Origin of the sequence: Paracoccus alcaliphilus, assembly GCF_028553725.1 — a bacterium.
GTDB lineage: Bacteria > Pseudomonadota > Alphaproteobacteria > Rhodobacterales > Rhodobacteraceae > Paracoccus > Paracoccus alcaliphilus.
In genome coordinates this window covers 199,979-213,672 of record NZ_CP067126.1, presented here as the reverse complement: position 1 = coordinate 213,672, position 13,694 = coordinate 199,979, and the positions used below count along the sequence as shown (strand labels likewise).

The following is a 13,694-nucleotide window of genomic DNA, read 5'->3' as shown; positions in this document are numbered from 1 at the left end:
GAAATATCTTCTCTAAATCGGAGCGGCCAGGCCGGGCAGGGAATCCGCCATATACTGGATAACGCGACGTTTGCGGTCAAAACAAGCTTTCTGTACCGTCTCGAAACCGTCACATCTCGGTCTGTGTCCCCCCTGCCTGCCGCAAACGGTCCATGGCGCTGACATAGGCGCGGATTTCAGCCGAGACCGGCGGTGCGACCACCGCTGCCACATGACCGGCCCCCGCCCCGGCCATCTTGCGATCCGCCCAGGCATGCAGATCGGCAATGCGCCAGCCGCGCAGGAACGGGTTGGCCGACACGACCGCCGGCCCCATCACCTGCCCGACCGAGGTCCCAGGATCGGCCCGCAGCGCCTGATCTGCCCCCGCCGGTCCCAGAAAATGCGCCAGATACAGCCGCCCCGGCGTGATCGCGTGACCGGCCGCGCGCAGATAGGCCTCGTTTTCCTGCGCCAGATGCCGGACCATCAGCCGCGACAGGTCCGGGTCCAGCCGCAGATCCAGCAATTCGCGGCGCGACAGGTTGCGCGCCATGTCGGGGCGATAGCTTTGCATCATCCGCAGCCATGTCGATTCGATGAACTGCCCCAGCCCCGTCGCCGAGGACAGCGGATTGCGCGCCGCCGCATTGCCCGCGCTTTCGACGGTGATGATGCGCCCGATCAGAAGCTCGATCGCGTCCGAGGCCAGAACCTCGCCCGCGCCGCTCAGATATGGCATCGGATCGACCGGCACACCATCGGACAGCAGCTGAAAGACCAGCCCCGGCTCGGACTGGCCCGGCGTGCGTCCGATGGTGCCGATCACCGTGCCGCCAGAAATCTGCGCATCCACCGCCGCCGAGGCCGACAGCCCCGCCAGCCCGGCATAGCGGCTGACCATGCCGCCCTCATGCGTGATCTCCAGCGTCGCGCCGCTCTCATCGACGGTGCGCGCGGTGATCCGCCCGCTGCCTGCGGCCATGACCGGGCTGCCATCGGGGGCCGACCAGACGACCTGCCCGCGACCTTCCTCTGCGCCATCGGCGGGCGGCACGAAACGACGCGACAGCACGCCCGCGACCGGCGGCACCAGCTGCGCGGCGCGGTCACGCTGCTGCACCCGGGCCGAAGGGGCGTAGCACTCGAAGCCCTCACCGCCCTCCGCAGGCACGACATAGCAGGGCCGGTCCCCGCCTGCGCCGCTGATGCCGATGAACAGGATCGTGCCGGGGCTGGCCGGTCCCGTGCCCGGCGCATAAACCAGCGTCAGGCGGTCGGAATCTTCGGCATGGCTGTCAAGGTCATAGACCTTGGACATCATCGCCAGCGCCTCGCCGATCAGTTCGGGCGGCACGTCATTGCGCAGGCCCGCCGAATAGATCAGATCCAGCAGCCGTTGCCGCCCCGCGCCCTCGTCACCCTGCCGCGCCAGCAGATCGTCCAGCAGCGGCTGATCGGCCCAGGCATCGGCCGAGGTGACCAGTTGCCCCGCCGGGTTCATCGCCAGCGACCCGACATAGCCTTCGGGACCATAAAGCGACAGCTGGATGATTTCACGCGCCTCACCTCGCAGGCGATAGCGCAGCGCCAGAACCGAACGCGCGGCCAGATCGGGCGCAACGCCGATCTGGCTTTCGATCCGCGCGGCCAGACGTTCGGCTTCGGGCCCCGAGAAACCGTTATCGCCCAGCAGTTCCGCCAGCCCGACCTCGCGCGTGGTTTCAAGGATCAGGTCGCGCCACAGCGCCGGGCGCATCCGCGCGTCACGCAGAAAGGCCACGCCGCTGGAGGCGCGCTGATCGGCGGGCACCTCCAACCCCGTCGTCTGGGACTGGAACGAGGCATCCATCAGCCGCACGCTGCTGCGTTCGGCGCGGAACATGGCGAATTCCTCGCGCGTCGAGGGCAGCATGGCCACCAGCCGCCGGTTCGGCTGCATCAACCGGCTGTCCAGCATGGTCACGGACCGCCCCCCGGCGATGCGCCCGGCCAGTTCGGCCGGGGCGGGAAGATCGCGGCTGTCGCGTGGGCCGGAATCGTCGGGGGCGGCGATGATCAGCGGATCGCCCGGAATATCGGTGAAGGTATCGGCCCGCACCGCCGGGGCGATGTCGAACTGGCTTTCGACCTGCACCAGCCCCTCATCCAGATCGCCGCCGCGCCAGAACGACAGATCGGGCCGCCACAGCCACCCGCCAAGCGCCACCGAGACCGACAGCACTGACAGCCCCGCCCCCCAGCGGATCGCGGCGACCCGCTGGCGACGGCGACGCGCGCCCTGCCCCATCTGGCGAAAGCGCGGGTCGATCTCGATCGGGCGCATCAGCGGAACATGCCCGACCCCATCAGGCCGGGATTGATCCGGGGTGGCCCGCTGGCGGGTTGCGCGGCGGACGGTTCCTGTCGCGGCGCCGTATTGGCCGCCGCAGCCTGCCCGCCGCCGCCCCCGCGCGACGGATTGCGGCTGGCCTGTGTCGCGGGGGTGCGGGTCGTGGGGGCGGCGACGCGGACCTCGGGGCAGGTGACGGCCTCGTTCCCGGCGATGGTGCGAAACAGCGACAGATCCGGCGCCGTCGCGGCCTCGGCCGAACCCAACGCCTGAAAATAACGCGCCAGCGCCGAGGCCGAACCCGCGCCCCAGCTGCCGTCGATACCGCCGCCATAGCAGCCCATCTGCCCCAGTTCGGTCTGCACCGCCGCCGTGACCTGCGCCTCGTCAGGGTCAAATGCGCCCTGCGTCAGCAACCGCCGGAACATGGCCGGATCGCGCTGGCGGATCGCCTCGCGCGCCGGGCGGGGCGTGCCAAGGGGGCCGCGTTCCGCCGTGGTCATCAGCACCGCAAGATCGCCAAGGATGATCGAGGGTTCGGGCAGCCCGGCCCGGCGCGGCGCATCGGGCGCGGGCAGCGCGGCGGCGATCCGATCCGGCGCGGGCAGGTCAGGGGTGGGCTGGTCGGGTGCGGCCGTTGGCTGGCTGGCCTCGATCACCTCATTCATCGTCAGCGGTTGCAGCGGCTCGGCTGGCAGGGTCGAGATCACCAGCCCGCCATTCCCCCCCTCATCCGCCGCAGCCGCGACTGCCCAGATCAGCAGCGCGGCACCAAAGGCGGAATGGGCAAGGCGGGTGGTCATGGTCATCCAGCTCACATCTGGCGCGGCGTCACGAAGACGGTCCAGCTTTGTTGCTCCTGCGTATCCACTTCCAGAAAGCGCGCATCCAGAAACCCGCGCAGCAGGCAATCCTGCTGGCCCGAAATCTCGAAACGGCGGGGTGCCACGCACATCGGAATCGCCCCTGACAGCACTTCATTACCGAAGATATCGGCTGCAAAGACATAATAAAACCGTGACCTCAGGGCATCGCGTTGCAAGGTGGCGCATTGGTTCGGCGCCACCCGCCACCAGCCACGGGTGGTGAAATCGCCCTCGGCCGGCGTGGCGATGGCGACATTCAGCACGTCGAATGACTGGTTGCACAGCCGCAGCCCGGCCATCGCCGCGCAGGGCAGCAGCCAGCCCACCGATGCCAGCAGCAGAGCCAGGGAAAGACGCGACAGTTTCATAAAATCATCTATGGTCGAATTGAGCGGGCAGGCAAGTCGTGCTAAGTCTTTGTCAAACGGAGTTCAGGCAACATGAGACTCATCCTTATCGCAGGTGCAACCGTGTTGACCGCCGGGGCGGCCTTTGCCTTTGCCCGCGCGGTGGATCAGCTGGCCCGCCCGCCGGTCATGGACGCCCCCGCCGCCGCCATCCAGACCGAACGTCTGCTGCCCCAGACCACGCGCCGTCAGGCCCCGCAGGTTCCGGCCACAACCGCCCATCAGCCGCAGACAGCGGCCGAGGTGGCCACGCCATCGCCCGCCGATCAGCCCGCCGCCGCGATCCGCAAACAGGCCCGGAATGTCGCGCCTCTGGCGGATCGGTCCCATGCCGTTGATGAAAATACCATGTTTTTTCTGCCTCCCGGAACATCCACCGCGCCTGACGCGGATGAACCCGTGCGGCATTATGATTTTGTGAATTTGCCCCTGACCGGGGTCTATCGCTGATTTCAGAAAGGTCTTGCGATGCGAGGCATTGCCGCGGCGATATTGACAGCCGCATTCCTGCCTTTTTCCATGACGGCCCTTTCCGCGCCGGGCGCTTGGGCGCAGACCGGCGACGGCATCCTGCTGGAACTGAACGCCGCCGCGCCGTCCGAACAGGGCGGCTGCCGTCTGACCGTGGTCGTGACCAACGGATTGCCGCAGGGGCTGGAACGGGCCGCATGGCAGGTGGCGATCTTCGATGCGGCGGGGGTGGTGCAAAGCCTGCCTGTGCTGGATTTCGGCCAGCTTGTCAGCGGCAAGACCAAGGTCGCCATGTTCGAATTGCAGGGCCGCCCCTGCGACCAGATCGGGCGCATCATCGTCAATGATGTCGCCGAATGCCGCGCCGATGACGGCACGGATATGCGCAACCCCTGTCTGACCGGGCTGGCCACGCGCGCCCTGACCGACATCGAATTCGGCATCTGACCCTCATGTTGGACACGATCCCCAGCGACCTGCCGCTGATCACCATCCTTGTTTTTGTCGCGCTGATCGCGCTGTCGGTGCTGACGCTGACCGTCGCCATCTTCAAGGTGATGCAGTTCCGCCGGATGGGCGTCGGGCGCCACAATCAGGCCGAGGCGATCCTTGACGACTGGCTGAACGGCCGCCCCGACGAGGCGCAGCGCAAGGCCGGGGCCACCCGCTCGGTTCTGGCGCGGGTGATGGTCGCAGTCATGTCGGGGATGCGCGCGCGTCCCGGCGATCCGGCCTATGGCGAGGAACTGGCCCGGCAGGTGGCGCTGTCGGAACTGGTGCAGATGGGCGCGCGGATGCGCCTGCTGGAGGCCGTGGTCCAGATGGCGCCGATGCTGGGCCTGCTGGGCACGGTGATCGGCATGATCGACGCCTTCGGCAACCTTGCGCTGCAAAGTCAGACCGCCGATCCCTCGCTGCTGGCATCCGGCATCTGGACCGCGCTGACCACGACGGCGGCGGGGCTGGCCATCGCACTGGTCGCCTATTTCGCCGCCGCATGGCTGGAGGGCCGGATCGAGGACGAACGCCAGACGATCGAGATCGTGATCTCGGCCGCCATTCACGGGCGTCTGGGCCAGCCCGGGCAGGGCTGATCCATGCCCGCCGCCCGGCCCGCCCGTATCCAGTTGCCACAGCGGCGGCGGCGCTATGGGTTCTCGATGACCGCGATGGCCGACATGCTGTTCCAGCTGCTGATCTTCTTCATGCTGTCGGCCAGCCTGACGCCATTCGCCATGCTGGACGTGCGCACCGGCGTGCTGGGTGGCGCCGGTCCGGGCGCGTCCGAGGCAGGCGACGGGGCCGCCAATGCCACCGATATCCGCGCCACCGCGGTCTGGACCCTGACGCCCGAGGGGCTGACCGCCAGTGGCCAGCGCTTCGGGTTGGACAGCGTGGCAACGCTGGCGCAGGCGCTGACGGCGCAGGGCACGCCCAATGTGCTGGTGGTGCTGCGCCCCGATGTTCCGGTGCAGAATGTCATCACCGTGCTGGAGGCGCTGTCGGCGCGCGGCATCGGCTCGGTCCAGATCGCGGACGGGTCGATCAGATGAGCCTGAACCTGCCCCGCCGCGAACCGCACATGCGCCTGGACCCGGCGCTGGCCATCGTCAATATCGTGCTGCTGCTGATCTTCTTCTTTCTGGCCGCCGGGCAGGACAGCCCTCCGCCGCGCGATCTGCAACTGGCCGAGACCAGCGAGCTGCCAGCGGGCGCCCTGCCCGCGCCCGTGCTGGAGTTGCGCGGCACCGACCAATGGCTGCTGGACGGCGACCCCATCCTGCCCGACCTGCTGGCGGCGGCTCTGGCCGGGCAGGATGGGCCGCTGCATGTGGTGATCGACCGTCAGGCGCCGTCCTCGCTGCTGCTGGAACTGCTGCGCCGGCCCGAGGTCGAAGGCCATGACATCCGCCTTGTCACCCGCCATGTCGGGGTGGCAGAATGATCGGCGCGTCACAGGCACAGCGCGGTTGGGCGGCGGCGGGCGCGCTGTCGGTGCTGCTGCATGGCGCGGCGGCGGTGGCGCTGGTCTGGCAACCGCAATGGCCCTGGCCCGCTCCGGCTCAGGACCAGCCGGTCAGCTTGCAACTGGACCTGACCAGCCTGCCCACCGCCGCCGTCGATGCCCCGACCCTGACCCCGGTCGAGACCGCAGTGGCCGATGCAACGGGTGGCGAAACGCTGGCCCCCGTCTCGCAGCCCGATCAGCCCGCGCCGGACAGCCCGTCGGCGGTCCTGTCCCCGCTGCTCAGCGATCCGCCGTTGGCGATGGTGCAGACCCTGCCCGACATGCCCGGCGACATCGCGGGTGGCGACCCCGGCCCCGCGCCGCAGGACAGCGCGCCGGCCGATCCCCGCATCAGCCAGCTGTTCGACCGTATCCGCGGGCGGCTGAGCGAATCCTGCCTGCTGGCCCTGCCCGCCATGCTGGGCGAGGATCAGATCCAGCTGGGCGTTCTGGCCGCCGATGACCGCCGCATCTCTGGCCTGATGGACGAACTGACGCAGGATCTGGACACGCAGATCGTCGAATCCGCCGTGCTGCTGGACCGCCGCCAATGCCCCGCGCTGGATTTCGCCCGGCGCGATCCGCGCTATCCGGTGCTGGGTCTGGGGCTGCAACTGGACTCTCAGGACGTGGCCAGCGGCGGCAATTTGCGCGGCAGTGTCGCGGGGGCGGCGGGGATGTACACGACGCTGCTGCTGATCGACGACAACGGCGTCGTCCATGACATGCGGCGCTTTCAGATCGCCTCGGCCGGGCAGACGCATTTCGACGTGCCGCTGGCCCGCAGCGGCCCGGCCCGCGACACCCACCAACTGGTCATGGCCATCGCCAGCCCCTCGCGCCCCCGCGCCGTCAACGCCCATGCAGGCGAGTTGGCCGAGGATTTCTTTGACCGGCTGACGTCGGAAATGGCAGCCGATACCCGGATCGGCATCGGCAGCGTCTATGTGCGTTGAAGCATATCGGTTTTTACCGGATCGATTTGGTTTTCCGGTTTGCGGCCTTGTGGCCCAGCATATGTATTGGTGAAAGATGCCGGAACGGCTGTCTGGACCTGTCCCGGTTCCGTTCCCGTTTTCTGAGCTGTCATCAAAGGAGGCAGGATATGGCAGCGACACACCGCGAAGAATTCAAGCGGGATGCGGTTGGCAACGCGCTCAGCAGCGGTCTGGCACGGCGTCAGGTTGCGTCTGATCTTGGGGTCGGACTTTCGACGCTTGGGAAATGGATCCGGGCAATTTCCGATGAGGCAAAGATGCCTGACCACATCACCGGAACAGAACCGGGACAGGTCCAGTTGTATTGTAGCCAATGGTCGAGGCTGGCGAGGATCGGGGCGGACCGCTCTTGCCGCGCGGCCAGTCGGGTGGCGGAAGTGCTGCCACGGATCTCGGCCTCGATAGCGTAGAGATCGCGGATGAGGGTCACGCCTTCCTCGGCAATCGGCGCGGGGCCGGTGCGGGTGATCTCGATCAGCTTGCGCCGGGCATGGGCCCAGCAATGTGCCAACTGGATGTCGGGACCAATCCGGCCCGGCGCGATCAGGCGGTTGTATCCGGCATAGCCGTCGATCTGCAGGATGCCGCCGAAGCCCTGTAATATCCGTTCTGCATATTGTACGCCGCGACCGGGGGCATAGGTGAAGACCACACCCGGTGGAACCGTGCCGCCCCAAGGTCGATCATCGCGAGCCAGCGCCCAGAAGTATCCGGTCTTGGTCCGTCTGGCCCCTGGATCAAGGACCGGGGCGTGGGTCTCGTCCATGAACAGCTTGGTTGATTGCTTCAGGTCGGCCGTCAGCGCGTCATGGACGAGGCGAAGCTCGAAGGCAGCACGACCCACCCAATCCGCAAGGGTGAAACGGTCGAGGACAACGCCCTGACGGCTGTAGATCTGGGCCAGACGGTAAAGCGGAAGGTGGTCGGCGTTCGGAATGGTGCTTGAACCGATGGCGCATCCACCCCTCACTTGCTGACCAGCACATGCGCGACCGTGGCCCCGCTCGGCATGCCGCCCGGGATCAGTCGCGCTTGGGCAGGGGCTTGCGCGACCCGTGCAAGACCGGCAGGCATATTTGGGTCGACGGGTCACGATGGTACAGAACCGGGCAGGCACGATGTCCGGCCGTTCCTTCGGTCATCGCTCGAACGATTGGCGCGACGGCCTCACCATCTTCACCGATGCAATGCAGACAGCCGCCGCAGGCGCAGGTCAGACTGTCTGGCTCGATCACTGTTTCGATGCGTGGCAGGTGCTTGGGCAGCGCCCCGCGATTGGCAGCACGCGGCCTGGCGGGGCGTTTGGCGGCCCGATCCTCGGCATGAATGACCGCCATGGCGGTTTCCAGATCCTCCAGCGCCAGTTCGAACTGGCCCGGATCGCTCTTCTCCGACCGCCGCCCGAAGGCTGCCTGCCTGAAGGCCGCGACCAGCTTGCCCTGCCGCGCCAACGTCCGCCACGAGGACCTTCACCCCGTGCCGTCGCGCCACTTCGTTCACAGTGACGCCCGGCATCAGCGTCTCGGCCACGATCCGGCCCTTCGCTTCAGCCGACCAACGCCGCTTTGCCGCCCGCGCCGCCAAAAGCTCCACGAACCCAATCGCCTCTATACTGCGCTCCCGATGACCTCCCAATGAAACCTACCGTGCAAATCTCTGCGCAGGCCGCATCGCACCTTACAGATTCAGCAGGAAGGTGGGGGCAGGACATCGCTTACAGATCAGCGGACTGCAAATCATAGCTTATGTCAGTGTCCAAAAATCAGGGGGTAGCTCATCGGATCAAACCAGATCGTCAGAAAGCCGCGGCGCCTGAGCGCCTCGTTGGAGTTCGGCCGGTTGGGGCCCTGTAGCTTGACGGCATCGGTCGGCTCATACGGCTCGTCTGCCATCCCGGGTGCGCGCGGTGATCCCCAGCAGGCCATTTGTGAAACAGAACTGCCTACACCAGAAGTGTATTCATGAATCGGGCAACAGTGGATCGGCCCAGTTCCCGGTGTCGCGGTCGGTCACCGGCAATGGAGCGACGAGCGCCCGAACTTCCTCGTCCCCGGCCTGTGCCTGGGGCAGGGCTTTGGTCTGATGCCGGTTCAGCAGGACGAAGGGGCGCCCCCGACCTGTGCGACGTCGGTGCGGATAGCCCCGACGTGACAAAGATCTGGACCACGGTACCAGCCGGATCGCCCTTCCACCAGCTCCCCCACATCATGGCCACCGATGGCTTCAGAGGTTGACCTGAACGATCCACCGCCCTTCACAACAGCATCGCCAGCGCGACCACCCAAAGCGACAGGATCGCCCCCATGACCAGTATATAGACGCCGTTCCAGCCGATCCCGGCCTCGCGGGGGGTGACCCGGCCAAGCGTGGCGGCGATCAGCACCGAGGCGGTGAAGGGCGAGGTCGTCCCGGCCAGCGCCCAACCCCCGGTAATCGCTGCCACCAGAGCGGCGGGCGGGATGCCCATCGTCTCGGGCGAGGGCAGCAGCGGCACCAGCAATGAGACGGCAAGGATCGGGTTCATGCCAAGCTGGCCGGTCAGCGGTACGATCCAGATGATCGAGACGATGATCAGCAATGGCGGCAGCGCCCCGAAATCCAGCCCCTGCGCCTGCACCAGCGGCAGCAGCAGGAAAGAGCCGAGGCTGCCGATGAAGCCCGCCATGAACAGCAGCACGATCTCGCCCCGGTAATGGGGAACATCGCGGGTGACGAACAGCATGACCCGGTCAGCGGTCCATGACATCCGACCGGTGCCGCGCGGTCGGGGCTGTATGGCGATCCACAGGATGGCGGCGGCGGGGACCAGCGACATGACCGCGCCGATCACCTCGACCCCGGTCAAAAGGTGCAGCGCCAGAACGCCCGAGATGATCACCGCCAGCAGCACCAGCAGCGGCCGCAACTGCACCAGCCAGCGCCCGGTTTCCGGCAGGCGCGGCGGTGGGGGCGTGGCAAGGCGGGGCTTGAAGATCGCGTCCAGCGCCCAGCCCGTGGCCATCATCAGCACGGCGCTGATGACGCAGGGAATTGCGACCGACGACCAGCTTGCGCCCGGCACGATGGTGATGGTGATCGCCATCGAAAAACCCAACGGAGACCAGCACAGGGTCGAGGCGAAGCCGCGCTGAATCGCCACCATCATCCGGCGGATCCGGTGGCGGCGCAGCTCGGCATCGGCTTCCTTTGCGGTGCTTTCGGCCGCCAGCGAACCCAGCAACGAGATCGAACCATAAAGCAGGATCAGCCCGAACAGATGGCCGCCGATCGTCAGCGCGGTATAGCGCAATCCGGGTGGTTGCCGCGCCAGAAAACGACCGCAGGCGAGAATCCCGGCCGAGCCCATCGCCGCATTGCGAATGGCCGACAGCGCGGTGAACAGTGCGACGATCATGGCCCCGCGCTCCAGCGCGGTCAGGGTGGCCTCAGTCCAGTCCGGCCGCGTGACCGCCGCCCATACCGTCAGCCCCGCGCCGATGGCGACAAAAGCCAGCCGCGACGTCTGGATGCGGGGTGCAAAGACCATGACGCTCAGGACGGAAAAAGCGCCTGCCAGCCCGCCAAAGATATGCGCCTGCGTGTATTCCAGTGCGATCATGCACAACATCACACTTACCGGCAGCAGGCCCGCAAGGCTTGCAGGCAGCGGCGCATGCCCCGTCGTTCCGGCTGTGCTTGGCTGATGGTTCAAGGCGTTTCGGATCCGAGGCGGCAAAAGAAAGGTTGGTTTCTGGCACTGGGTGATGTGCCCGACGATGCGTTGTACCCGCAAGCCCCCACAAGTGTCATTCGCCTCGACGCGAACCCGGGCACAGCCGGCCAACGACCTGTTTGCATGTCAGGCCGCGGCCATATGTTCTGTGACCCTTTCGCGCCCCGATCAGGCGGCCAGCAGGCGGACGATCAGGAAAACCAGGGCAGACAGGATCGCGGTGGCAGGCACGGTAATGACCCAGGCGGCGGCGATGGTCAGCACATGCGCGCGGCGCACAAGCTTGCGGCGGCTGCGTTCCTCGGGGCCGACGCGGGGGCGGTTCAGTTCCTCATGCGCCAGTTTCAGCCGCCGCTCGGCATCCCATTCGCGGAAAAATCCGACGCCGAAGATCGCGCCGACCGCGATATGGGTCGAACTGACCGGCAGGCCCAGCCAGCTGGCCAGAATGACGGTGATCGCCGCCGACAGCGCCACGCAATAGGCGCGCATCGGGTTCAGCTTGGTGATCTGGCTGCCGACCATGCGGATCAGTTTCGGCCCGAACAGGAACAGCCCGAAAGAGATCCCAAGCGCACCGATCATCATCACCCACAGCGGCAGCCCCACCGACTCCGAGACCGCGCCCGACTGGCTGGCATGAACGATGGCGGCCAGCGGCCCGACTGCGTTGGCCACGTCATTGGCCCCATGCGCAAAGCTGAGCAGGGCCGCCGAGATCACCAGCGGGATGCCAAACAGCACCTTCAGCGACTTGTTGCGGTTCTCCAGCCCTCGCGACTGGCGGCGGATGACGGGAATCATCACCAGCCATATGGCCAGTCCCAGCGCCGCGCCGATGGTCAGGGCCATTCCCAGGCTGATATCGAGAACGCGGTTCAACCCCTTCAGCGCCAGATAGGCGGCGAACGTGCCCGCCATGATGCCGACCAGCACCGGCACCCAGACCCGCGCGGCGGCGATCTTGTCAGGGCGATGGATGATGCGCGCCTTGATGAACCACAAAAAGCCCGCCGCGCAGACCCCGCCCATCACCGGAGAAATCACCCAGCTTGCGGCAATGGCGCCCATGGTTTGCCAGTTGATCGCGCCCACGCCCGCCGCGACGATCCCAGAGCCGATGACGCCCCCCACCACCGCGTGGGTGGTCGAGACCGGCGCACCGATCCAGGTCGCCAGATTGACCCACAGCGCCGATGCCAGCAGCGCGGCCATCATGGCCCAGATGAAGACGCTGCTATTTGTCATGCTCTCGGGCGCGACGATCCCGGACGAGATGGTCGAGACCACGTCCCCGCCCGCCAGCAGCGCGCCCGCGCTTTCAAAGACCGCGGCGATGACGATGGCGCCGCTCATGGTCAGGGCGTTGGCGCCCACCGCCGGCCCCATATTGTTGGCAACATCATTGGCACCGATATTCAGCGCCATATAGGCCCCGAAGACGGCGGCACAGACCACGATCAGCGTATTGCCGCCCTGATCCAGCAGCAATGCCGCCGTCAACCCGGCCAGAGCGATGAAGACGAAGGCGATGCCGGGCCCGACCAGCGGCCGCGCGACATAGCCAGTGGCCAGCTCAAGCTTCGAGAACCGCCCGAGATCGCGGTCCAGGGTTTCCAGGTGGCGGGCTTCGAGATCGGTTCGTGCCATGATTTCCCTCGTTATCCGGCAAGGCTGCCTAAGCGGCTTTGGGCGCGGGATCAACCGTCTGCCTGTCATCGGCGCCGAAGCGCACTGGCTGTCGGCCGGTCTGGTCGCCCCGAGGGGTCGGCCGAAGTTTGCGTGATCTGGTCATGCCGGGCGTGCTCGACCCGCTTGTCGAATTGTTGAATGTGAGGGTATTCGCCGTCCTCCAAAATAGTCAGCACTCTGTATAGGCATCTGAAAGGCCGACGGCAGGACATGATGGTACGCCGGATCTTGACACTTCCCCCAAATCATAACATATGTTGTTACATGAGACGGGACAGCCGCCTTTCCTCGGTCCTCCATGCCCTGCTGCACATGGCAGAGCATGACGGCCCGATGATCCCCGGGACGCTTGGGTATCCGGTGGTGGTGCGCCGCACCAAGGGGCTGTTGCGCGATGTGACGCTGGCCGATCTGGCGCAGGATTTTGCCCGGCGCCATGCGCAGAGGCGAACCGCCAAGGAGTAGGATATGCAGGATGTGATCGTGATCGGGGACAACCGTTTCTCCCCCCGGTTTGGCCCCGGGGGTGAATGGACATGACATCAGCACCTGTCACCGATCCGGGCGAAGCGGCCAGCTATGCCGAACGCGTCGCCCGACATGTGCCCGGGCTGTGGGATCTGCATCGCATGGCGGGGCTGCTGCTGGCCGAGCATGTGCCGGATGCGGGCCGGGTCCTGGTCCTCGGCGCCGGGGGCGGGCTGGAACTGCGCGCCTTTGCCGGGGCACATCCGGGCTGGCGTTTCGACGGCGTGGATCCGTCGCCCGAAATGATCGCACAGGCGCGGCGGCTTCTTGGTGCAGACAGCGACCGGGTGACCTTTCATCAGGGCTATATCGACGCTGCCCCCGCTGGCCCTTTTGACGGCGCGACCTGCTTGCTGACCCTGCATTTCCTGCCGCTTGACGAGCGCCTACTGACGCTGCGCCAATTGCACGCCCGCCTTCGCCCCGGTGCGCCCTTCGTGGCGGCCCATCACAGCTTTCCGCAGGCGGACGGGCAGCAGGATCTGTGGCTGCAGCGCAACGCGGACTGGCTGATCTCGGGTGGCGTGCCCGAGGCGCAGGCCAAGGCAGGCATCGCCACGATGAAAGAGCGTCTGCCGGTGCTGACGCCCGAAGAGGATGCGGAACTTCTGTGCGCGGCGGGCTTTTCGGATGTGCAGCTGTTCTATGCCGCCTTGACGTTCAAGGGGTGGGTGGCAAGGGCGTGACGGGTCGTGCGGCCC

14 protein-coding genes and 3 pseudogenes are annotated in these 13,694 nt (G+C 66.8%); 9 read left to right on the top strand and 8 right to left on the bottom strand.

The window, feature by feature from the left end; genetic code table 11:
- Window positions 1-109: 109 nt before the first annotated feature.
- Genes JHW40_RS21400 through JHW40_RS21390 form a run of 3 tightly spaced genes read right to left on the bottom strand, consistent with a single transcriptional unit; the run spans window position 110 to window position 3,545 of the window.
- Window positions 110-2,305 (bottom strand): murein hydrolase activator EnvC family protein, encoded by a 2,196-nt coding sequence (locus JHW40_RS21400; RefSeq protein ID WP_090614223.1) that lies wholly within the window; start codon window positions 2,303-2,305, stop codon window positions 110-112.
- Window positions 2,305-3,120, bottom strand: a complete 816-nt coding sequence (locus tag JHW40_RS21395; protein ID WP_090614220.1) for a hypothetical protein — start codon at window positions 3,118-3,120, stop codon at window positions 2,305-2,307. The genes JHW40_RS21400 and JHW40_RS21395 overlap by 1 nt, the downstream gene beginning before the upstream one ends.
- Window positions 3,121-3,125: 5 nt before the next feature.
- Window positions 3,126-3,545, bottom strand: a complete 420-nt coding sequence (locus JHW40_RS21390; protein ID WP_090614217.1) for a DUF1036 domain-containing protein — start codon at window positions 3,543-3,545, stop codon at window positions 3,126-3,128.
- A gap of 72 nt (window positions 3,546-3,617) precedes the next feature.
- Here JHW40_RS21390 and JHW40_RS21385 point away from each other — a divergent pair, with 72 nt between their 5' ends.
- The 7 genes and pseudogenes from JHW40_RS21385 to JHW40_RS21355 form a co-directional block, all read left to right on the top strand.
- The gene (locus tag JHW40_RS21385; RefSeq protein ID WP_139208199.1) at window positions 3,618-4,034 is read left to right on the top strand and encodes a hypothetical protein; all 417 of its coding nucleotides are present in this window, start codon (window positions 3,618-3,620) and stop codon (window positions 4,032-4,034) included.
- 69 nt (window positions 4,035-4,103) lie between these two features.
- The gene (locus JHW40_RS21380; RefSeq protein WP_139208198.1) at window positions 4,104-4,502 is read left to right on the top strand and encodes a hypothetical protein; all 399 of its coding nucleotides are present in this window, start codon (window positions 4,104-4,106) and stop codon (window positions 4,500-4,502) included.
- Window positions 4,503-4,507: 5 nt separating this feature from the next.
- A complete protein-coding gene (locus JHW40_RS21375) occupies window positions 4,508-5,149 on the top strand; it encodes a MotA/TolQ/ExbB proton channel family protein (protein ID WP_090614210.1) in 642 nt (213 codons plus the stop codon).
- 3 nt (window positions 5,150-5,152) lie between these two features.
- Complete coding sequence (locus JHW40_RS21370; protein WP_090614207.1) at window positions 5,153-5,608, top strand: ExbD/TolR family protein; 456 nt, start codon at window positions 5,153-5,155, stop codon at window positions 5,606-5,608.
- Window positions 5,605-6,000, top strand: a complete 396-nt coding sequence (locus tag JHW40_RS21365) for a hypothetical protein (protein ID WP_090614205.1) — start codon at window positions 5,605-5,607, stop codon at window positions 5,998-6,000. The genes JHW40_RS21370 and JHW40_RS21365 overlap by 4 nt, the downstream gene beginning before the upstream one ends.
- On the top strand, window positions 5,997-7,019 hold the full coding sequence (locus JHW40_RS21360; RefSeq protein ID WP_090614202.1) for a hypothetical protein: 1,023 nt from the start codon (window positions 5,997-5,999) through the stop codon (window positions 7,017-7,019). The genes JHW40_RS21365 and JHW40_RS21360 overlap by 4 nt, the downstream gene beginning before the upstream one ends.
- Window positions 7,020-7,168: 149 nt before the next feature.
- Window positions 7,169-7,309: pseudogene (locus JHW40_RS21355) on the top strand (transposase); the annotation flags it as partial.
- On the opposite strand, the gene tnpC reads toward JHW40_RS21355, so the two are convergent.
- The 5 genes and pseudogenes from tnpC to JHW40_RS21330 all read right to left on the bottom strand — a co-directional run bounded on the left by tnpC (window position 7,243) and on the right by JHW40_RS21330 (window position 12,423).
- Window positions 7,243-8,154, bottom strand: a complete 912-nt coding sequence (gene tnpC, locus JHW40_RS21350) for an IS66 family transposase (protein WP_244519262.1) — start codon at window positions 8,152-8,154, stop codon at window positions 7,243-7,245. The pseudogene JHW40_RS21355 and the gene tnpC overlap by 67 nt on opposite strands.
- Window positions 8,084-8,512, bottom strand: coding sequence for an IS66 family transposase (locus JHW40_RS21345; protein ID WP_244519261.1), 429 nt, complete (start codon window positions 8,510-8,512; stop codon window positions 8,084-8,086). The genes tnpC and JHW40_RS21345 overlap by 71 nt, the downstream gene beginning before the upstream one ends.
- Before the next feature lie 327 nt (window positions 8,513-8,839).
- Window positions 8,840-8,937, bottom strand: a pseudogene (locus JHW40_RS24270) (IS5/IS1182 family transposase); the annotation flags it as partial.
- A 378-nt stretch (window positions 8,938-9,315) separates the two neighbouring features.
- Window positions 9,316-10,659: a hypothetical protein gene (locus JHW40_RS21335; protein WP_244519260.1), complete on the bottom strand. Its 1,344-nt coding sequence runs from the start codon at window positions 10,657-10,659 to the stop codon at window positions 9,316-9,318.
- Window positions 10,660-10,941: 282 nt separating this feature from the next.
- The gene (locus JHW40_RS21330; RefSeq protein WP_090614191.1) at window positions 10,942-12,423 is read right to left on the bottom strand and encodes an inorganic phosphate transporter; all 1,482 of its coding nucleotides are present in this window, start codon (window positions 12,421-12,423) and stop codon (window positions 10,942-10,944) included.
- 306 nt (window positions 12,424-12,729) lie between these two features.
- Between JHW40_RS21330 and JHW40_RS21325 the strand changes: the two are divergent.
- Window positions 12,730-12,861: pseudogene (locus JHW40_RS21325) on the top strand (transcriptional regulator); the annotation flags it as partial.
- 134 nt (window positions 12,862-12,995) lie between these two features.
- Window positions 12,996-13,679 (top strand): class I SAM-dependent methyltransferase, encoded by a 684-nt coding sequence (locus tag JHW40_RS21320; RefSeq protein ID WP_419182487.1) that lies wholly within the window; start codon window positions 12,996-12,998, stop codon window positions 13,677-13,679.
- Window positions 13,680-13,694: the final 15 nt, after the last annotated feature.